Annotated in this window: 17 protein-coding genes; 11 read left to right on the top strand and 6 right to left on the bottom strand. The window is 70.3% G+C overall.

Features of this window, described 5'->3' with window-relative positions:
- Positions 1-168: 168 nt before the first annotated feature.
- Positions 169-858 carry a response regulator transcription factor gene (locus CHC08_RS30340; protein ID WP_218825566.1) on the bottom strand — a complete coding sequence of 230 codons (690 nt, stop codon included), beginning with the start codon at positions 856-858 and terminating at the stop codon, positions 169-171.
- A 250-nt stretch (positions 859-1,108) separates the two neighbouring features.
- Positions 1,109-2,050, bottom strand: a complete 942-nt coding sequence (locus CHC08_RS30335; RefSeq protein WP_089210798.1) for a GNAT family N-acetyltransferase — start codon at positions 2,048-2,050, stop codon at positions 1,109-1,111.
- A gap of 471 nt (positions 2,051-2,521) precedes the next feature.
- Between CHC08_RS30335 and CHC08_RS30330 the strand changes: the two genes are divergently transcribed.
- The 4 genes from CHC08_RS30330 to CHC08_RS30315 all read left to right on the top strand — a co-directional run bounded on the left by CHC08_RS30330 (position 2,522) and on the right by CHC08_RS30315 (position 9,154).
- Positions 2,522-4,120, top strand: coding sequence for a protein kinase domain-containing protein (locus tag CHC08_RS30330; protein ID WP_179282298.1), 1,599 nt, complete (start codon positions 2,522-2,524; stop codon positions 4,118-4,120).
- Positions 4,117-6,126 (top strand): protein kinase family protein, encoded by a 2,010-nt coding sequence (locus tag CHC08_RS30325; RefSeq protein ID WP_089210796.1) that lies wholly within the window; start codon positions 4,117-4,119, stop codon positions 6,124-6,126. The genes CHC08_RS30330 and CHC08_RS30325 overlap by 4 nt, the downstream gene beginning before the upstream one ends.
- Positions 6,119-7,648 carry a protein kinase domain-containing protein gene (locus CHC08_RS30320; RefSeq protein ID WP_089210795.1) on the top strand — a complete coding sequence of 510 codons (1,530 nt, stop codon included), beginning with the start codon at positions 6,119-6,121 and terminating at the stop codon, positions 7,646-7,648. Before CHC08_RS30325 ends, CHC08_RS30320 begins: the two co-directional genes overlap by 8 nt.
- A gap of 165 nt (positions 7,649-7,813) precedes the next feature.
- Positions 7,814-9,154 carry a protein kinase domain-containing protein gene (locus CHC08_RS30315; RefSeq protein WP_089210794.1) on the top strand — a complete coding sequence of 447 codons (1,341 nt, stop codon included), beginning with the start codon at positions 7,814-7,816 and terminating at the stop codon, positions 9,152-9,154.
- On the opposite strand, the gene CHC08_RS30310 is transcribed toward CHC08_RS30315, so the two are convergent.
- Positions 9,138-10,058: a winged helix-turn-helix transcriptional regulator gene (locus tag CHC08_RS30310; RefSeq protein WP_179282297.1), complete on the bottom strand. Its 921-nt coding sequence runs from the start codon at positions 10,056-10,058 to the stop codon at positions 9,138-9,140. The two genes, CHC08_RS30315 and CHC08_RS30310, sit on opposite strands and share 17 nt — an antisense overlap.
- Positions 10,059-10,535: 477 nt before the next feature.
- Between CHC08_RS30310 and CHC08_RS30305 the strand changes: the two genes are divergently transcribed.
- On the top strand, positions 10,536-10,727 hold the full coding sequence (locus CHC08_RS30305; RefSeq protein WP_089210819.1) for a hypothetical protein: 192 nt from the start codon (positions 10,536-10,538) through the stop codon (positions 10,725-10,727).
- A 166-nt stretch (positions 10,728-10,893) separates the two neighbouring features.
- On the opposite strand, the gene CHC08_RS30300 is transcribed toward CHC08_RS30305, so the two are convergent.
- Both CHC08_RS30300 and CHC08_RS30295 read right to left on the bottom strand, forming a co-directional pair.
- A complete protein-coding gene (locus tag CHC08_RS30300; protein ID WP_245878652.1) occupies positions 10,894-11,211 on the bottom strand; it encodes a DUF3817 domain-containing protein in 318 nt (105 codons plus the stop codon).
- Positions 11,212-11,258: 47 nt separating this feature from the next.
- A complete protein-coding gene (locus tag CHC08_RS30295; protein WP_089210792.1) occupies positions 11,259-12,014 on the bottom strand; it encodes an SURF1 family protein in 756 nt (251 codons plus the stop codon).
- 143 nt (positions 12,015-12,157) lie between these two features.
- On the opposite strand from CHC08_RS30295, the gene CHC08_RS49835 reads away from it, so the two are divergent.
- Positions 12,158-12,325: a hypothetical protein gene (locus tag CHC08_RS49835; RefSeq protein ID WP_179282296.1), complete on the top strand. Its 168-nt coding sequence runs from the start codon at positions 12,158-12,160 to the stop codon at positions 12,323-12,325.
- 356 nt (positions 12,326-12,681) lie between these two features.
- Here the strand turns inward: CHC08_RS49835 and CHC08_RS30290 are convergent, their stop codons facing one another.
- Positions 12,682-14,430, bottom strand: a complete 1,749-nt coding sequence (locus CHC08_RS30290; RefSeq protein ID WP_089210791.1) for a gamma-glutamyltransferase family protein — start codon at positions 14,428-14,430, stop codon at positions 12,682-12,684.
- Positions 14,431-14,598: 168 nt separating this feature from the next.
- Between CHC08_RS30290 and CHC08_RS30285 the strand changes: the two genes are divergently transcribed.
- The 5 genes from CHC08_RS30285 to CHC08_RS30265 all read left to right on the top strand — a co-directional run bounded on the left by CHC08_RS30285 (position 14,599) and on the right by CHC08_RS30265 (position 19,293).
- Entirely contained in the window at positions 14,599-15,711 is a 1,113-nt protein-coding gene (locus CHC08_RS30285) for a sensor histidine kinase (protein ID WP_089210817.1), read from the top strand.
- On the top strand, positions 15,708-16,355 hold the full coding sequence (locus CHC08_RS30280; protein ID WP_089210790.1) for a response regulator: 648 nt from the start codon (positions 15,708-15,710) through the stop codon (positions 16,353-16,355). The genes CHC08_RS30285 and CHC08_RS30280 overlap by 4 nt, the downstream gene beginning before the upstream one ends.
- Positions 16,356-16,441: 86 nt before the next feature.
- Positions 16,442-17,104, top strand: coding sequence for a Uma2 family endonuclease (locus tag CHC08_RS30275; RefSeq protein WP_245878651.1), 663 nt, complete (start codon positions 16,442-16,444; stop codon positions 17,102-17,104).
- A gap of 313 nt (positions 17,105-17,417) precedes the next feature.
- On the top strand, positions 17,418-17,696 hold the full coding sequence (locus CHC08_RS30270) for an SHOCT domain-containing protein (RefSeq protein ID WP_143653397.1): 279 nt from the start codon (positions 17,418-17,420) through the stop codon (positions 17,694-17,696).
- A 274-nt stretch (positions 17,697-17,970) separates the two neighbouring features.
- The gene (locus tag CHC08_RS30265) at positions 17,971-19,293 is read left to right on the top strand and encodes an urease accessory protein UreH domain-containing protein (protein ID WP_089210787.1); all 1,323 of its coding nucleotides are present in this window, start codon (positions 17,971-17,973) and stop codon (positions 19,291-19,293) included.
- Positions 19,294-19,359: the final 66 nt, after the last annotated feature.

Raw genomic sequence — 19,359 nt, 5'->3', positions numbered from 1 at the left:
AAAAAGGAGAATCGGTTCACGGACGAACAAGGCGCAACCAACACCCACGGACGGGCAGGGACATGACCGATGTCCAGGGCAGGCGACGGTTCAACCGAGACTCACGAGCGAGAACACGGCCGACGCCCGCGGACGAGTGACGGCACGGCCGATGTTCACGGCCGATGTTCACGGGCGGACGAGGGCGTAGCCGACTCCGTGCACCGTCCGGACGACGCCGGGGCCGAGCTTCCGGCGCAGGGCCCGCACGTGGCTGTCGACGGTGCGCGTGGCCGCGGCCTCGGAGAAGCCCCAGATGTCCGCCAGCAGCCGTTCCCGCTCGAAGACCTGGCCGGGGCGTTCGGCGAGGCGGCAGAGGAGGTCGAACTCCGTCCTGGTCAGCTGCGCCTCCGCGCCTCGCACGTAGACCCGGCGCTCGGCGGTGTCGATCTCGATGTCGGCGACGCGGATGACCGTGTCGTCCACGGCCAGCTGGGAGGCCCGCTCCACCCTGCGCAGCAGGGCGTGCACCCGGGCGACCAGCTCGCGCATGCTGAACGGCTTGGCCATGTAGTCGTCGGCCCCGACCCCGAGCCCCACGAGCAGGTCGGTCTCCTCGCCGAGCGCGGTGAGCATGAGCACCGGCACCGGCCGCGCCGCCTGCATCCGGCGGCACACCTCAAGCCCGTCGAGTCCGGGCAACAGCCTGTCGAGCACCACCACGTCGGGCCCGGTCTTCGCGTAGGCCGCGAGCGCGGCCTCCCCGTCCCCGGCGACCTGAACCTCGAAGCCCTCCGCGACCAGCCGGTGCCGTACGGCCCGCGCGATCGTCTCGTCGTCCTCCACCACGAGGACACGTCGTTGCTGAGGAGTTGCCATGCCGGGCAGCGTAGACCGGACCTGTGCAGATGAACTGCGGTGAATTGTGCAGGTTTTGCGCATCCCCCAGGCGCACGTCTCCCCTAGACGCAGGTCTCTCCCAGGGTGCACGTCCTCGCTCAAGCACGGGTCTTCCCCTCGGACGCGTTCCCCGCTCAGGCAAGTGTTCTCCCCAGGACACGCGTCTCCCGCTCAGGAGCATGCCCTGCCGGATGTGGGGCCCCCCGAGGGAGCGGAGGCCCCACCCGGGTCAGACGAGGATCAGCCGGCGGCCGGTGATCCGATAGCCGATCCTGGCGAACGAGGCCGCCATGGGCGCGTTGCCCACGTCGGTGTTGTCGTTCACCTCGAGCTCACCTTCGGCGACGAAGATGTGCATCGCCTCGGTCGCCAGGTCGTCGGCGTAGCCGTGGCCGCGGTGGACGGGATCGACCCCGACGTAGCCGATCGTCGCGGTCCTGGAGTTTCGGGTGGGCATCACGATGCCCACCAGTGCCCCGGACGCGTCGCGGGCGAGCCGCCACCGGCCACGCCCGCCGGGCATCGCGGCGACCTCCGCCACGGTCTCCAGGGCGGTCGCCCTCGCTCCCTTCTCCGCGAGGTTGCGCTGGTCCCAGTGGTCCAGGCTGCCTTCGGCGATCCTGGCCAGCAGGTCCACCATCGTCTCCTCGTCGAGGACCGGGGTGAAGGTCAGCCGGGTGGACCTGGGCGGCAGGCCGTACTCGGGGATCCAGCGCAGGTTCAGCCGCTCGACGGACTGGCGCAGCCCCGCCTTCTCGGCCGCGGCGATCCGGTCGGAGGCGTCGGCGAACGCGTCGGGGCGTTCACGCCAGTCGCTCGGCAGGAACAGGTGGTAGTCCGGCCGCGCGCCGGACGGCGCGGTGTATCCGGGCGTGACCAGCGCGGCGTAGGCGGCCCGCAGCAGCTCTGCGCCCACCTCGATCCGGTCCGGGCCCGAACCCGGGTCGAACCAGTCGAGGCTGAAGGGATGCCTGGAGCCCGGCGGACCCCAGAATCCCGCCCTGGCGACGACCTCGTCGCCGCGCAGCGCGACCCAGACCCATTCGGGTCGGTAATCGAGCTTTTCGAAGGAGAGCGCACGTGCGCCCACGCCGGAGGCCGGCAGCGCGCCGTAGCGGTGGAACAGGTCGGACTCGCCCGCTTCGAGCGGACGGAAAAGCAGGTCAGACAAGGGAAACTCCAGAGAGCGTGCGCTCCCGGGGACCTCAGGCGGTCTGTTGCCCGAGGCGGGAGCGAGTGACCGGGTTGGCGAACATCTGCTCCTCACCTCCTCCGGCTCGAAGGGACGGTCAGCGTATCGATGCCTTCGTTCCGGCATCAACTAGATATTCTCCCGTCGTATCGTGACGAAGTGATCGACGTCAGCGCCTGTCCGCACCGGGTCGGGGGCAACGATTCCGCCGAACATGGAAGCCGCCACACCGGGCACATGTGGAGCGCCCACGAGCACCGGCCTGGCCTCCGGCGACCGTCCGAGATCCGGCGTCCGCTGCTCCACGGGGAACCATCGAACGCCGAGGATGTCGGAGGTTAAAGGGTGTAGGGGGTACAAGGGGCACACAACCCGCAAGGGAATCCCTCTTCATTGGTCCATATGCCGCTAAGTGACTATGTTGCTGTCCGCGATCGGATAGTGAACGGGGTGAGCAGGATCGACACTCGAGTGCTGGCAGGCCGCTACCGGCTGCTCAACCCCCTCTCCGAGGGTGGGTCGGGCACGGTCTGGCTTGCCGCCGACGAGACGCTCGGCCGTGACGTGGCGGTCAAGGAGATACGGCTTCCGCCGGACCTCGACCCCGTCCGGCGGCAGGAGACCTACGCCGCCGCGCTCCGGGAGGCCAACCTGGCCGCCCGGCTCAAGCATCCCTCGATCGTCACCGTCCACGACGTGATCATCGAGCAGGAGCGGCCCTGGCTCGTCATGGAGCGACTGTCGGGCGCGTCCCTGGAACAGACCGTCCGCAATCGGCGGCCGCTGCCGGTCCACCAGGCGGCCAGGGTCGGTGTGGGCATTCTCAGCGCGCTCGCCGCCACCCATGCCGCCGGGATGGTGCACCGCGACGTCCAGCCGGGCAACGTCTTCCTCACCAGGACGGGCAGAGCGGTCCTCACCGACTTCGGTCTCGCCGTCGTCGACGGCGAGGTCACCTCCGGGCGCACCGGCCACCTCGTCGACGCGCCCAACTACGCCGCCCCCGAACGGCTGCGCGGCGAACGCGGCACTCCCGCCTCCGATCTGTGGTCGCTCGGCGCGACCCTCTACTTCGCCGTCGAGGGCCTGCCGCCGCACCCCGCCGCGACTCCCATCGCGGCGATCAGCCGGGTGCTCACCGAACCGGCCAGACAGCCTGAGCGGGCGGGCGCGCTGGGCCCGCTGCTCATGCTCATGCTGGACCCCCTGCCCGAGGCCCGGCCGTCCTTCGAGACCGTGGCCCGCGCCCTGGAGGAGCTCGCCGCCGGCCGTACGGCCACCACGCCTCCACCCGCATCCACACCCGCGCCTGCGCCCGCGCCTGTGCCCGCGGCGGCGCCGCACCGCCCCCAGCCGGCTCCGGCCCTCCGGCCCCTCCTCCAGCCCAGGGGAGCGGCGCTGTGGGCCGCCGTCGAGGTGGCGGTGGTCGCGGTGGTCATCGGGGCCACGATGGGCGTGGTCCACCTGTCGGCGGACCGTACGGTCGTCGAGAAGCCTGCCGCGCTCAGCGAGAAACCCGGTGCCTTCGCCACCCCCGTGGACCTGTGCAAGCTGCTCCCCGTCGCCAGTGTCCAGCGGTTGCTCCCGGCACTGAACGACGAGGGAAAACCGACCAGCAACGGTGGCTGCCGGTGGACGGTCAGCGGCCTGGGCCTGGAGGTGCGCCCCTCGGGCCTGAACAAGCAGTGGGGCAAGAGCCCGCGCCAGGCTCACGAGCTGTTCGTGAACGAGCGCAACAACGCCATCCCCAGCGGCCAGCTCGCCTGGAGCTGGTCGGATATCCAGGCCGGCGCCCGCTCCGCCCGCTCCACGGGGCCGCTGCCGGTCGCACCGGTCGGGAACGAGGCTTTCGGCTACGACGTCTACGAAAATCGGAAGACCGGCAGGCTCGAACAGAGCTTCGTGGTCCTCCGCGTCGACAACCTGGTCGTCGACGTCGGCTACACCGTGGTGGACGGCAGCGAGGACGGCCCCTCGATCCGGGCGGGCGCCCACACCGCCGCCACCTGGATCGCGAACGCGCTGAACAAGCAGAAGGCTGGCGGATGAACCATCCAGACACCCCCAGATCACAGGGCAGGCACGCCGGCGGGCCCACCGATCTCAGTTCCGAGACCGGGACGGAGGTCCCGTCGGTGCTGGAGCAGGCCTCGCTGGAACAGGTGATCGGACGGCTCGGGCCGATGCCGCCGCAACGGACCGCCGTGGTCGGCCTGGCCGTGCTGGACCAGCTCGTGGCCGTGCACAACCGCGGGATGCTCCACGGTGACGTACGGCCGGGCTCGGTGCTGCTCGGCCCCTACGACCAGATCATCCTCACCGGACCGACCCTTCCGTCCCCGGTCTTCACCGCTCCCGAGGGGGTGACGAGCCCCGCCGCCGACCTGTGGTCGCTCGGCGCCACCCTCTACACCGCCGTCGAGGGGCACCCGCCGTCGCCCGGCGGCGCCCTGGAGAACGCGGGGCCGATCGCCCCCATCCTGTTCAGCCTGCTGTCCGGAGACCCCACGCAACGGCCCGCCCCCGGGTTCCTGCGCATGGCTCTGCTCGACATCGCGCAGAGCCGTGGCGAGGCCTCCGTCCCCCGCGCCGCCATGGCGGCGTCCCCTCCCCGCTTCGAGGAGTCGTTCCCGCCGCCGTTCTCCTCACAGAACTCCCTGCCGCCCGGCTCCAGTGCGTTTCCCCCGCCGTTCTCCTCACAGAGCTCCCTGCCGCCGGGCTCCAGCGCGTTCCCCCCACCCCCCAGGTCGTTCGGGTCCGGGGCGAGCGGCCCCGGGCCCTTCGGCTCCGATGCCGCGGCGCCTTCCGACCCCGAAGCGCTCGGAACCGGCGGCCCTGTCACGGCGCCCTTCAACCTCAGGATGCCCGGCGCACCTGGGCCCTTCAACGGCGACGCGACGCCTTACGCCCCGAGAACACCCGGTACGACCGAAACTTTCAGCCCCGGAACGCCTGAAACGTCCGGACCCCTCAGCTCCGGCGCATCCGGCCCCTCCGGCGCTGGAACACCCGGCCCCTCCGGCTCGGAGACGCCCGGATCCCCCGACCGTGGGCCCGGACCCCTCGGCTCGGACGCGTCCGGAGCGACCGGCCGTGGAACCGGACCTCTCGGCCCGGAGACGCCCGGAGCGACCGGACCCTTGGACCGTGGAACGCCCGGATCCCCCGGCTCGGAGCCGACCGCGCCCACCCCGCCGGGCCCCTACGAGCGGACCTCCGCCCTCCCCGCCCCGCCTCTCTTCTCCGCCCCGCCCATGCCCGGCGCTCCGTCCCTTCCGGACGATCCCACCTCGCGCGAGCCGGCCCCGGGCACCGGAACGAGAAGGGACATCCCCCTCGCCTCTCCCTCGCAGGCCCCGACCGGCCCCACCGAACGCTCCGATCTGCGAGCCGGAGTGCTCGTGCCCCGCTCCGTGGTGGCGCTGACCGGCACCCTGCTCATCGCCATGGCGGTCACCATCGGCATCCTGCTCACCTCGGTGCTCAGCGGCTCCGGCGAGAGCGATGCCGTCGCCGACTCCGCCGAGGGCGCCGGGGCCAAGGGACGCTTTGCCGCCGCTCCCAGGGCGTGCGGCCTGCTCGACGACAAGCAGGCCGAAGAGGTCGTGCCGGGGTTCAAGAGCTCGGAGGTCGAGGCCGCCGAGTGCAACTGGCTCAACTCCCACGACTGGCGCAAGCCGAACGTGGAGAAGTTCGACCTCCGCGTACGGCTGGTCGCCCAGAAGCAGGACGGCTCCGAGCTGGCGAGGGCCAAGGAGTATCTGGCCGGTAAGAAGAAGGACTTCGTCGACAAGGCCCAGTTCACCACCCCGAAGCCCGCCCCGCCCAAGGACCTGAAGGGGATAGGCGAGGAGGCCTTCTCCTTCGGCGGCTACAACTCCATCAACCTGTACGGCGGGTCCTACAAGGTGACCGTGGTCCTCCGGGTCAGCAACCTGATCGCCGAGGTCGAGTACGAGCGGGGTGGCATCAAGACGGACTCCGACGGCAAGATCACAAAAAACGCCGAGAAGGTCGCCCGCTGGATCGCCGAGTCCCTGAAGACCCATGGCTGACCCGTCGCTCCCGGTGCTCGCGGGCCGTTACCGCGCGCTCGGACGCCTCGGTGAGGGCGGGATGGGCGTGGTCTGGCGGGCCCTCGACGAGCTGCTCCACCGCGAGGTGGCGATCAAGGAGGTGCGGATCGACCCGCACCTGCCCGAGGCGCACCGCGTCGAGATGCGCGAACGCACCCTCCGCGAGGCCCGTGCCGCCGCCCGGCTGAGCCATCCGTCCATCGTGGCCGTGCATGACGTCATCGCGCAGGACGGCCGTCCGTGGATCGTGATGGACCTGGTCAGAGGCCGTTCGCTGGGCCAGGCGATGCGCGCGGACGGACCGCTCCCACCGCGGTCGGTGGCCGCGATCGGGCTGGCCGTACTCGACGCGCTGGCCCTCGCCCACAGCCGGGGCATCGTGCATCGTGACGTGAAACCGGCCAACATCATGCTCGCCCAGGACGGCGGGGTGCTGCTGACCGACTTCGGCATCGCCACGCTTGAGGGCGAGGTCCAGCTCACCTCGCCGGACGCGCTGGTCGGCTCCCCCGGCTACATCGCCCCCGAACGATTACGCGGCACCGGCGACGGCCCCGCCGCCGACCTGTGGTCCCTGGGCGCGACCCTGTACGCGGCCGTCGAGGGCCGGGGCCCCTTCCAGCGCGACACCCCGGTGGCCACCCTCGGCGCGGTGCTCACCCAGGAGACCCCGTTTCCCGCCCGGGCGGCGGCCCTGGCGCCCGTGCTGCTCGCCGTACTGGCCAAGGACCCCAGGCAGCGTCCCGGAGAGGCCGGGCTCCGTACCGCCCTGCACCGAGTCGCCCAGGGGCTTGACCCGGGGGCGCTGCCCGTGGCGGCCGCCCCGCCGGCAGCGGCACCACTGGCCATCGCGCCGCCGCCGAAGCCGCGCCGTACCGGGCTGATCGCCGGGGTCGTGCTGGCGGCGGTCGCGATCGGAGCGGCCGGAGCCATGCTGCTGGCGTCCCTCGACGGGCCGGTGACGCCCACGGCCTCGCCGGGCGCTCCCGATCCCCGCGCCGGGCGCTTCCCCACCGCTCCCAACCCGTGCACCCTGCTGACGGAGTCCCAGAGCAAGGCCGTGGTGCCGAGTGCGTCCCCGACTCCCATGAAGCCTTCCGGGCAGGACGGCGAACCGTACTGCCTCTGGGACAATGACGCGGCCGACAAGCGCAGCCTCCGCGTCGCCCTCGGCCTCAAGGGCTCCGTGCCGGGGAAGAGCGGCCCCGACGCGGCCCACGCGTTTTTCATCGCCGAGCGCACCGGGATCGTCGCCGATAAGGGAACCGGCCTCGTCGGCTCGGTCGGCCCGCTCAGGAACGTGGGCCGGGTCGGGGCGGAGGCGTTCTCCTACGACGTAGTCGCCCTGGACGAGGTCCACGCGGTCATCCGTTTCCGGGTGAGCAATCTGCTGATCAAGGTCGACGTGTCGGAGAAGGGCAAACAGGCGAGCACCGAGCTGCGCGAGCACGCCCTGCACGCCGCGCGCCAGGTCGCCGAGGAGTTGAACAGCCGTGACTGAGAACTCCCGCGTCACGGGAAACGCGACAGGGCGACCGGCAGGGGTGAAACGGCAGGCTCGGAGAGCACGACCGACGCGGTCAAGACAGCCGGCGCCGGCGAGGCGGTCGGCGCGGGCGAGGCGGTCGGCGCGGGCGAGGCGGTCGGCGCGGGCGAGGCGGTCGGTATGAGCGATCCCAGCCTCCTTGCCGGGCGTTACCGCATGCTGGAGCGCCGGGACCCCACGGGCACGAGCTGGCGCTCGCGCGACGAGCTGCTCCACCGCGACGTCACGATCTCCGAGGTACGGCTCCCGCCCCCGGGCCCGCACCGCGACCGGCTCCTCGGGCAGATCCGTGCCACGGCCGGCCTGCGGCATCCCGGCATCACCGCCCTCCACGACGTGATCTCCACTCCCGACCGGATGTGGCTGGTCATGGAGTCGGTCGAGGGCCGTTCACTGCTCCAGACGGTCCGCGCCGACGGCCCGTTCGCTCCGGAGCGCGCGGCCGAGATCGGCCTGCGTGTGCTGGACGCCCTGGCCGCCGCCCATGAGCGGGGCGTTCACCTCGCCGCCACCCCCGACGCCGTGCTGCTGGCCCCCGGCGGCCGGGTCGTGCTGACCGGCATCGCCTCCCCCGTCCCCGCCGACGAGCTGCGCGACCTGGGTGTCACCCTGTTCGCCGCCGTCGAGGGCCGGATGCCGGACACGGGATCCCAGGCCGGCCTTCGCCTGGCGGACGGAACGCCCCTGGCCGACCCCGTCACCGGCTCGACTGGCTCGGGCCCGCTGACCTCGCTGCTGGACGAGCTGCTGGCCGTGGAGCCCGCCCACCACCCCGACGCCACCTCGGTCCGGCTGACGCTGGAGAGGATCGCTCCCCGCCCCGCGCAGCGGGGCCCCCGCCGCGGCCCCCTCGTCGTTACTGCGGCCGTCACCGCCGTCCTGGTCCTGGGAGGCGCCACCTTCTGGCTCTGGCCCCGCCCCTCCGAACCGGCGCCGTCCATCACCCCGGTCGCGCTCCCCACCTTCTTCCCCAAGCCGTTCGATCCCTGCAAGCTCATCTCTCGGAAACAGGCGGCCGAACTGTCGCTGGAGACCACACCCTCCAAGGAAGGGACTTCTCACTGCAAGTGGCAAACCCCTGATACCGCTGATACGACGGGCCTGCCGGACAGCTGGAATTACACACTCGGGATCGACGCCTTCTCTTTCACCTCCGCCGGAGAAGCCCGCAAGCTCTACGCCCGTTTCCTCGAAGAAGAGCGAGGGCCGCTTACGACGGAGGCCGGCCTTCCGTTGAACAAGATCATACCCGTGACGGCGCTCCCCGGCGTCGCCACGGAGGCATACACGTACGAGAACAGCCAGCTCTCCTACAACACCGGAGTGGTCTTCCGAGCGGCCAACCTCGTGGTCGTCGTTCAGTACGAACGTCGCGGTGCCGATGACGGCGACCACAGCACGCGCAAGGGCGCGTTCACGATCACTCAATGGATTCTGGAAGGCCTCAGCCGGACAAGATGAAGCGGACCTCGCGGCGGCGGAGTGGCCGGACGCAGGCCGTACACAACAGGACCGGGTCGAACGCGGCGCCGCACGGCCTGTGGGCGATGGACAGCCCCGAGCCCTCGCGCCCGGGAAGCTCGCCCTGGGCCCAGTCGACCAGAAAGGCGAAGACCTCGAAGAAGGCCAGGCCCTTGTCGGTGAGCCGGTAGGAGCCGTCGGGGCGGGGGTCGAAGACGCCGAGTTCGACGAAGCGGCGCAGGCGGTCGGTGAGCACCGAGGGTGCGATGCCGAGGCCGGACTGGAAGTCGACGAAGCGGCTGGTCCCCAGGAAGGCCGCGGCGAGGACACTCGTGCTCCAGCGGTCGCCGAGGATCTCCATCGAGTCCGGGCAGTAGCCGATCAGGTCGGACTCCGCGACCGATCGGACCGTACGGCGATGCCGGCGGGACGAGCCGATCCGGGAGAAGATGGCCGACGGACCGGGCTCGGTCCGGGTGTCACGGGCGCTCATCGGCTCCAGGCAGGCGCCGCACCCGAGGTACGGCTTCACGTCCTCGCCGCAGAGGTCATGGCGGAGCGGCTGCAGTTGCCTCCGGTCCGCCCAGTCACGCTCCCACGTGTGGATGGCCACCAGCAGCGTCCACAACCGCAGTCCCCGCTCGGTCAGCCGGTATTCGTAGCGGGTCCGCCCGTTCCGGTAGGCCGACAGTTCGAAGATCCCGTGACCGACCAGCTCCTTGAGCCTGGAGGCGAGCACCGACTCGGAGATGCCCAGCGCGTCCCGCCACCCGGCGAAGGTCCGGATCCGCAGGAGGAACGCCCGCTGCAAGATCAGTAGCACCCATCGATCCCCCAGGATCTCCAGCGCCTGCCCGACCGCACTGAGCTCGGCTCGCGCCGGCTCCTGCTCAGTGCCGCTCACAGCCCGTCCCCCTATGATCACCGTGATTGCCGACGAAACGCCGAACCGGCCGTCCATATCGGCATGGACAGCCTTTCTTACTCTTCCGTAGAACGATCACCACGAAACGCCCATAGATGCGTTAACTTCTTTTTTCGCTACTACTGGCAGACGACGGAATCCGCAGTGATCACGGATGAGCCGGCACGCCGAATCCACACCCGCCGGGCCCGTGCCCGCCGAGCGTCCATGCGCCGATCCGGACGAGATCACGGCCGGGATCCTCACGGCCATCGGAGAGACTCCGGAGGATCCCAGCGGCATCTACCCTCGGAGCGGGCAGGACACACGGCTCCCGGGCGATCTCGCATCCCCGGGGTTCCGGCCGGATCACGATATATCTCGGATGGAACCCTGTCGGTGGGCCCACACGTTGAGTAGGCGACGCACAATGAACAACAGAAGGGGCGTCCGCCCCGCGTTCGGAGGATGTTGAGGATGTCGCCCATCCAGAAGTACGCGATCGGTGCTGGGGCCGCGGTGGTCCTGTCGTGGATCTTCCTGCCGGGTCTCGTGACCTTGCTGGTCATCCTGGGCGTCATCGCCGCCCCGGTCATCGGATACATGATGCTCGACCCATCCCAGCGCGAGCGGCTCAAGCGCTCTCGCAGGCGTGGCCTCGGCCGCTGAGCCGACGCAGGCCGGGACCCGCCCTTCACAGGGGCAGGTCCCGGCCTGCTTCATGTGGCCCTCGGAGTCCGGCGGTCTGCCGAAGGCCGCGCCGAACCCGTCAAGGGCCGCGCCAAGCAGAGACTCCTGGCCGGGCAGGAGCCGGACCGATCAGAGGCCGAGCCGGTCAGGCGGGCGCGGCCGCGAGTTCGGCCTCCACGCGCCGGGTGACCTTGCGCTCGAACACGAACGACAGAAACGGCACGGTGCCCGCGAGCATCACGCCCACGATGTACTGCCACGACCACCGGGCCTTCATTCCCAGGTTCATCGTCGCCACCAGGTAGAGCATGTAGAGGAAACCGTGGATCGGGGAAACGATCTTTGAAGGCTGCTCGATGCCGAAGCCGTACCTGAGCACGATGCAGGTGGACAGGACGAGCAGCATCGTGCCGACGATGTACGCCAGGATGCGAAAGGGCTTGAGGGCGGATTCCACGGTCATCTACCTCGGTCTGGGAGTTCGGGCACAGGAACGATATGTCGGGGGGCTCACACGGCGGCGGGTTCGGGCTCGGGCTCCTGCTCCGCCGTAGGTCCTCGCAGGGCGTCGCGCACAAAGTGCCACCACATGAAGACCGCGAACAGCCCGAAGATCCACCACTGGGCGGCGTAGGCGAGGTTGCGCCAGGTGAACCCACCCAGCTCGGTCGGAGGGGGCATGTTCACCGGCTTGGCCGCGACGGCCGGAGCGGGGGACTCCCCGGCGGCCACCACGAACCCGTTGCGCAGCTTCACGCCCTTCCACAGGTTGATCAGCTCGGCCGACGACACGGTCATCACCTGCCCGGGAGGCAGTTGCCGGGGCCGGCGCGCCACGCTGTCCAGGGTCTCCGAGGGCTGCAGCCGCCCGGTGACCGTCACCTTGCCCGCCGGCACGGCGGTGATCGCCGGATCGCCCGCCGCGGCCACCCACCCGCGCACGACGGGGATCGAGGTGCCGTCGCCGAGGTCGAGCGGGACGAGCAGCCAGAGACCTTCGTCCCGTTCGGCCACCAGGAGCTGCTTCGACGCGTCGAAGGTCCCCTCCGCCGTCACCTGACGGTTGACCGCGTCGGTCGTCATCTGCCTGCCCGCCTGCGTGAGTGTGCCGACCGCGACCGGAGCGGGGTCTAGCAGCGCATGGGGCTTACCGGAATCCTCGAAGACGCCGAGCTGCCAGCGGCCCAGCAGCCCACACGCGACAAGCGCTCCTATCGCGAGCAGATGGAGCGCCATCACGCGAGGAGAGAACAGGATCCGGAACATGCCCCCACGCTATCCGCCCTGACCGGCGGTCCTCTCCGCAGTACCGCACCTCACCCTCCGCGCCGGTCTCACGCGCCACGAGTATCTGCAAAAGTGCCACAAATCGGTGTCGAGAGGACACCTGATGTCGCTAAAGTCGACCCATGTCTGATCCTCAGATTGACCCAGCAGGTAACACCCAGGCGTTTCGCGCGTTCGCGCAGGGCAAGGAGGCGGAGGCCGTCCCTCAGAAGCGGTCGTACACCCTGCCGATAGTGGCGGGCGTCGCGGTGCTGGTCATCGTCGTCATTGCCGCATACCTGCTGCTCTAACAGCCAAGCAACCGACAGCGCCGACGGCCTGGTCCTCGGCGCTTTTCGTGTGCCCTGGAGTGTCCGGCGGCTTTCACGTTCTCTGGAGGGCATCGACAGCTTCACGTTCACGTCAGGGCCCGGCGGCCTTCATGTTCGCGGCAGGGCCCGACGGTTTTCACGTTCCACGCACGACCTGGCAGCTTCACGTTCATGGAAGGCCCGGCGGCTTCGCGTTTGCGGAGAGCCCGGCGGGGAGTGCGACCTCCAGCGGGTGACGGAACTCGTCGCGATCTCCCGATCTCATCGAGAATCCACGCCCCGCACCGGCAATCGTCACCGCTGATCGGCGAATTCGCCGATCAGCGGTGACGGTCCTACCGGCGCTCGCTCGTCACCAGGGCGCTGCCGCCGCCCCTCCTGACGGGTTCGGCCACCGCCTGGAGCCTTCCGTTGCGAAGGAACTCAATGGCGGTTGCCGCGCCGATCTCGGGGGTCGGCGCGAAACTCTGCCCCTTGAGCGTGAGCTCGGGGCCGTAGCGCTCGATGAAGTCCGGCTCGGCCTGGGTCTGGGCGATGTTGCGCTGGCTGGCTCGGGGGGCGGCCAGCGCCTGGGGCAGGGACATGCCGAAGTCCCAGCGGTTGACCAGGATCTGCAGCACGGTGGTGATGATCGTGGCACCGCCGGGAGAACCCAGCGCGAGCAACGGCTTGCCGTCCGCCAGGACGATCGTCGGGGCCATCGACGACCGGGGCCGCTTACCGGGCGCGGGCAGGTTGGGGTCGCCGGGGGCCGGGCCGAAGGTGAAGTCGGTCAGCTCGTTGTTGAGCAGGAAGCCCCGTCCGGGAACGACGATGCCGTTGCCGCCGGTCGACTCGATCGTGATGTTGTAGGCGACCACGTTGCCCCATCGGTCGGTCACGACCAGGTGGGTGGTCTCCGGGCCTTCGGCGGGCGTCGCGGTGGCCTGCGCCGACGGCGCGACCGGGCAGGGCCCGTAGCGCCCGTCGGGGTTGCCCGGCGGGGCCGGGTGGGGCATCGCCCGGTCACCGATCAGGCAGGCGCGCTCCTTGGCGAACCCGTCGGACAGCAACTCCTTCAGCGGCACACCCGGGATGTCCCCGACATATTTGCCTCGGTCTGCGAAGGAGAGGCGGGACGCCTCCAGATACTCGTGCAGGCCGATCCTGGGCAGGGCTTCGAGGATGTTGAGCGCCTCACCGACCGTCGAGCCTCCCGAGGACGGGGGCGCCATGCCGTACACGTCCATGCCCTTGTAGGTCATCTTCGTGGGCAGCCGCTCCAGCGCCCGGTAGGCCTTCAGGTCGGACGTCTCCATCAGGCCGGGGCGGATCTTGCGGGTGGAGCCGGGCGTGACCGGCGGAGCCTTCACGGTCGCCACGACCTCCGCGCCGAGAGCACCCTCGTACAGCCAGTCGCCACCGCGCCTGCCGAGCTGACGGTAGGTCTCGGCCAGCTCGGGGTTGCGGAACGTGGATCCGACCGGCGGCGGGGCGCCACCGGGAAGATAGAGCTTCGCGGTGGAGGTGAAGTCCTTGAACCGGGCGGCGTTGGCGGCCGTCTGGTCGTAGAAGGTCTGGTCGACCGCGAACCCCTTCGAGGCGACCTCGATCGCGGGGTTGAGCGCCTGCTTCAACGAGAGCGTGCCGAACCTGCGCAGCGCCAGCTCCCACTGCGCCACGCTGCCGGGCACCCCCGCGGACAGCCCGCTGGTCACGGCCTCCTCGAACGGGATGCCCTCCAGGGACGCCGGACCCATCGCCTGTGGCGCGGCCTCGCGGCCGTCGATCGTGTGGACCTTCTTGTGCCGCGCGTCGTAGTAGACGATGAACCCGCCCCCGGCCAGTCCGGCCGAGTACGGCTCGGTCACGCCGAGCGTGGCCGCCGCGGCGATCGCCGCGTCCATCGCGTTGCCACCCTGGCGCAACACCCCCAGCGCGACCTTGCTCGCGTCCAGGTCGACGGTCGAAACCGCTCCGCCATACCCTTCCGCGACGGGTTTCTTCTCCACCGCGGGCGGTGACGCCACCGCGGGCTGTACAAACAGGACAGAGGTCCCGGCCAGGATTCCGGCAAGGGGAACGGCGATGCGATGAGTGATCATTATGGCCTCCCGCAGACAGCTTGACTCAAGCCGTCCGCCTTGTCAGCCCTTTGCCCGTCAATTCAGCCCGTCCGATTTATCGACCTTTTCCCTACTACCGGCGATGTAGTCCCTCCTTCCTCCCCGGACGGACGCACCGGTCAGCGGGGCGGCCGTAAAGTGCTGAGCGTGCGCGCCAAACCCCGCTGGATCGAACGGCTGCTCCCCCTGTTCGCCGGCTTCGTCCAGGTCATGGGCACCCAAGGGGTGGAATGGAACCAGAGCGACCGCGTCCCGGTGGACCCGCTCGGCAACGCGCTGCTCCTGGTCGGACCACTCGCCCTCTTCGCCCGGCGCCGCCACCCGGTGCCCGTCCTGCTCGTCACCGTGGTCGTCACCTGTGTCTTCATCCTCCGGGGCCATGCCTACGGCCCGGTCTTCATCAGCCCGATCATCGCCGCGTACAACGCCATCCTGCTCGGTCACCGCCGCGTGGTCGCGGCGACCTGGGCCTTCGCCTACGCGTTCTTCGTCGTCTACACGAACTGGCTGGCCCCGGACCCTGTCTCCGGCTGGTTCCACAACCTCGCGGTGGCCGCGATCATGGGAATCGTGCTGGCGGTGGCGGAGTTCGCACGGGTCAGGAAGGAACGGCTGGCCGAACGGGAGCGGACGGAGACGGAGGAGGCCCGGCGGCAGGCCAGCGAGGAGCGGCTGACCATGGCCCAGGAGTTGCACGACGTGCTGGCGCACAACATCTCCCTCATCCACGTGCAGGCCTCCACCGCGCTGCACCTGATCGACGATCACCCCGAACAGGCGCGCACGGCGCTCACCACGATCAAACAGGCCTCCAAGGACGTGCTGACCGAGATGCGCTCGGTGCTCAACGTCCTGCGCGACGACGCGCCCCGCTCTCCCACCGCCGGGCTGGACCGGCTCGACGAGCTCATCGAGCGCAGCGGGCTCCCGGTCGTGAAGCAGGTCACCGGCGAGGTCAGGCCCCTGCCGCCCGGGGTCGAACGGGCCGGGTACCGCATCGTGCAGGAGACCCTCACCAACGTCACCCGCCACGCTCCCGGCGCCTCGGTCACGGTCCTGCTGGAGTACGGCTCCCGCGCGCTGACCATCCAGGTCACCGATTCCGGCGGCGACACCCCCGGAGAGAGCCTGGGCAGCGGAAACGGCATCCCCGGCATGCGCGAACGGGCCTCGGCCCTCGGGGGCACACTGACCGCCACACATCATGGACGGGGCTTCCGCGTCGAGGCGCGGCTGCCGATCCCGGAGGAGTCCGCATGATCAAGATCGTCCTCGCCGACGACCAGGCGCTGGTCAGGGCCGGATTCCGGGCCCTGCTGGACGCCCAGCCCGGAATGACCGTGGTGGCCGAGGCCTCCGACGGCGCGCAGGCCCTGCGCCTGGCCGCCGAGCACGAACCCGACGTGGTCCTGATGGACATCCGCATGCCCGGCATGGACGGGCTGACCGCCACCCGGGAGATGCCCCCGGGACCGAAGATCATCATTCTGACCACCTTCGAGCTCGACGAATACGTCTTCGAGGCCCTCCGCAACGGCGCCAGCGGCTTTCTGGTCAAGGACACCGAACCGGCCGAGCTCATCCAGGCCGTCCGCGTCGTGGCCGCCGGCGACGCCCTGCTCTCCCCCGGCGTGACCCGCCGCCTGATCGCCGAATACGCCAGCCGCGCCAAGGAACCCCGCTCCGGCCACGACCTCGGCCTGCTCACCGACCGCGAGCGCGAGGTCCTCACCCTGGTCGGCACGGGCATGACCAACGACGAGATCGCCCGGAAACTCTTCATGAGCCCGGCCACCGCGAAGACCCACGTCAGCCGGGCCATGATGAAACTGCACGCCCGCGACCGCGCCCAGCTCGTCGTCATCGCCTACGAGTCCGGCCTGGTCCGCCCCGGCTGGGGCTGACCCTCCGCCCTACCGGGAAAACCTCGTACTTGGCCCCTCCAACCGAGATACTCAACGTGTTCATCAAAACACGGAGGGGAATGGCCATGACATCGCAGCGGAGCCACGCCAAACTACGGCCTTCACCCGAGACCGCGTCCAAGCCCCTGCCAAGTACGGCGCGCGAGCTCTTCGACGCGCTTCCCCAACTTCCCGGACTACGGACCGAGATCATCGACGGGAGACTCATAGTGAGCCCGGTGGGCACCCCCGAGCACGCCAGAATCGCAATGCGCCTTTACAGCGCCCTCCTTCCGCTCATCGAGGAGAAGGGGTGGGACGGTTTCAGCGGCAACGTCGACGTCTGCATCGACGGGCCCCGCGATCCGGTCGAGCCCGACTTCGTCCTGGCCCCCGCCGACTGCCCCCGCTGGGGCGCCCGCGAGCTGCTCTCCTCCGGCCTGCTCATGGTCGCCGAGATCGTGTCGCCGGGAAGCGTCGTCGACGACCGCGACCGCAAACCCGACCTCTACGCCTCCGGGCTGGTCCCCCTGATGCTGCTCATCGACCCCGTGGCCACGCCTCCCACCGTGACGGTCTTCAGCGATCCAAAGGCGGGGGAATACCAGACCCTCACCCGCGTCGCGGTGGGCTCCGCGCTGCACATCCCCGAGCCGGTCGGCTTCACCCTGGAGACCTCGGCCTTCGAGAAGATCCTGAGTAACCTCCAGGCAAGCCCCGTCCCCCCGCAAGATCCCGGCAACTCGTAACGAGGCCCATACGCCCGCGAGATCCTGGGCGACCCGTATCACCCCAAGCTCCTGGCGACCCGTGACAAGGCCGGTAAGCCCGCGAGATCCCGTCGAGCCGGAACAAGCGCCACCCCGCGAGTTCCCTCGACCCGCGACAGACCTCACCGCCCCGCAAACCCTTGGCGACCCATAACGGGGTTCGCACACTCGTAAGGTCCGGGGCGCGCATAACGGGACCCGTACGCCCCGCGCGGTAGAGCGAGATGAGACGACGGGGCGATTCCCTTCGTGGCTTTCCAGAGGAATGTGGAGAGCGTCGAAGGAGGTAGACATGGATGTCCTCGCATTGGCTCCGCACTGGGGGCCTGGGATGTGGTGGCCGGTGTTTCCGGCCTTCTGGATCCTGTTCTGGGTCGCACTGGCGACGTTGGCGTTCCGTGCCCGGCGCAACGGGTGGGGGCCGTGGAGCGGCCACCGCGCGTCCCCGTCGAGTCCGGTCAGCACGACCGCGTCGGCGGAACAGATCCTCGCCGAGCGGTACGCCCGCGGCGAGATGAGCAGCGACGAATACTTCGAGCACACCTCGGTCCTGAGGGGCGGCGTCTCGTAGATCCCGCACCCCTCCGGGGCCCAGGCTCGCACCTTCGGGGGCCGGCCCGCACCCCCGGGAGGCCAGGTCCGCACCTTCGAGGGCGCAGACCTACCCCTTCGGGGGGCGCAGGCTCACACGCACAGGCTCACACCCTCGGGGGTACAGGACCGTCTCTCCGGGGGCGTCGGCCCGTATGTCTCGGGGATGCAAGCTCAACCCCGCCCAGGGGAGCATGTTATGAGCACAAAGTGAATATATTGTTACTGTCGGTTCCGATCTGGCATGGTTAGTTTTGCTCCGTGGGGATCTGGATCGCAACTCTGGCCGTCCGCTGAGCGCGGGCCTGGCCGCGCTGTTCGCCGGGGGGCTCGCCGCCGGGCTGGTGGCGGGCACGGCCTCGTGTACGGCGATGCAGGGGGGCCTGCTCGCCGGGCTCACCTCCCGTGAAAACCCTGTCTGTGGCGGGGACCGCCCTATGGTCCGGGAGCCGTCGGGTCCTGCGGTCGTCTCGCTGTTTCTGGCCGGCCGTTCCGGTTCGCACGTGGTGGCCGGGGCGCTTCTCGGCCTGGTCGGCTCCGCCGTACAGCTGGGACCCGAGGTGAGGGCCGCGCTGCTCGTCGTGGCGGGGATCGCGGTCATGGTCTTCGGTGCCCGCATGTTCAGGCGCGAGCCGGTCGGGTGCGCCCCGCACCGGACCGTCGCCTCCCGGGCGGCGGCTTTCGGAGGCAAGGTGATCGCCCTCCGTGCCACGGTTTTCGGGGGCAGGACGATCGCCTCACAGGCCACGGTCCCCGAGGGCGGAACGCTCCCCTCTGGGAACGGACCGGCCGTCTCTGGGGACGAAAGGCTCACCTCTGGGAGCGGGCCGGCCATCTCCGGGAACGGGACGATCACCTCCGGGACCGGGCCGGCCGCCTCTGGGAGCGGGACGATCACCTCCGGGAACGGACCGGCCGCCTCTGGGAGCGGGACGCTCGTCTCCCGGACCGAACCGACCGCCTCCGGGGAGAGGGCTCTCACCTTCGGGGGCGGGGTGGTCGCTCCCGGGGTCAGGGCGGTGATGCTGGGAGCGGCGACGATCCTGCTGCCCTGCGGGGTCACGCTCAGCACCGAGGTGGTGGCGGTCTCCAGCGGATCCGCGCTGGGCGGGGCGGCGGTGATGGCCGGGTTCGCGGTGGGGACGGCGCCCGCGTTCGCGCTGCTCGGGCTGGCCCTTCGACGGGTCGCCACGACCAGGCTGGCGGCGCTGGCGGGGATCGTCGCGCTGGCCACGGGCCTGTGGACGATCGCCTCGGGGATGAGCCTGGGCGGCTGGCTTCCCGGCTCCGGCGGTTCGCCCGCGGCGGCGGCGACCGTGCGCGCCGACGGCACCCAGCGGATCGACGTCTGGGCCACCGACCGCGGCTACCGGCCGGGGGTGGTGACCGCCCGCGCGGGCGTGTCCGCCGAGATCGTCTTCCACCTCGTGGGCGCCCCCGGCTGCACCCGGATGCTCACGATCGACGGCCGCGACGTGGCCCTGCCCGCCACCGTACGGCTTGACCCGCGCCCTCCTGGATCGTTGCGTTACGTCTGTTCGATGGGGATGTACGTGGGTTTCATCACCTTCCTCTGAGCGTTCCCCGATGAGCGTGATGAGCGTTCCTCCGATGAGGATCTCTCCAAGCCCTCCGAGCGTTCC

The sequence above is a fragment of the Streptosporangium subroseum genome (assembly GCF_900188345.1).
Classification (GTDB): Bacteria; Actinomycetota; Actinomycetes; order Streptosporangiales; family Streptosporangiaceae; genus Streptosporangium; species Streptosporangium subroseum.
The sequence above is the reverse complement of the archived record's forward strand: the minus strand, read 5'-3'. Positions and strand labels throughout refer to the sequence as shown.

Bases quoted from the DNA above. Each gene is read 5' to 3' on its own strand.
- CHC08_RS30340 (WP_218825566.1), bottom strand. From the start codon at position 858: ATGGCAACTCCTCAGCAACGACGTGTCCTCGTGGTGGAGGACGACGAG.
- CHC08_RS30325 (WP_089210796.1), top strand. From the start codon at position 4,117: ATGAACCATCCAGACACCCCCAGATCACAGGGCAGGCACGCCGGCGGG.
- CHC08_RS30320 (WP_089210795.1), top strand. From the start codon at position 6,119: ATGGCTGACCCGTCGCTCCCGGTGCTCGCGGGCCGTTACCGCGCGCTC.
- CHC08_RS30315 (WP_089210794.1), top strand. From the start codon at position 7,814: ATGAGCGATCCCAGCCTCCTTGCCGGGCGTTACCGCATGCTGGAGCGC.
- CHC08_RS30305 (WP_089210819.1), top strand. From the start codon at position 10,536: ATGTCGCCCATCCAGAAGTACGCGATCGGTGCTGGGGCCGCGGTGGTC.
- CHC08_RS30300 (WP_245878652.1), bottom strand. From the start codon at position 11,211: ATGACCGTGGAATCCGCCCTCAAGCCCTTTCGCATCCTGGCGTACATC.
- CHC08_RS30295 (WP_089210792.1), bottom strand. From the start codon at position 12,014: ATGTTCCGGATCCTGTTCTCTCCTCGCGTGATGGCGCTCCATCTGCTC.
- CHC08_RS49835 (WP_179282296.1), top strand. From the start codon at position 12,158: ATGTCTGATCCTCAGATTGACCCAGCAGGTAACACCCAGGCGTTTCGC.
- CHC08_RS30290 (WP_089210791.1), bottom strand. From the start codon at position 14,430: ATGATCACTCATCGCATCGCCGTTCCCCTTGCCGGAATCCTGGCCGGG.
- CHC08_RS30280 (WP_089210790.1), top strand. From the start codon at position 15,708: ATGATCAAGATCGTCCTCGCCGACGACCAGGCGCTGGTCAGGGCCGGA.
- CHC08_RS30275 (WP_245878651.1), top strand. From the start codon at position 16,442: ATGACATCGCAGCGGAGCCACGCCAAACTACGGCCTTCACCCGAGACC.
- CHC08_RS30270 (WP_143653397.1), top strand. From the start codon at position 17,418: ATGGATGTCCTCGCATTGGCTCCGCACTGGGGGCCTGGGATGTGGTGG.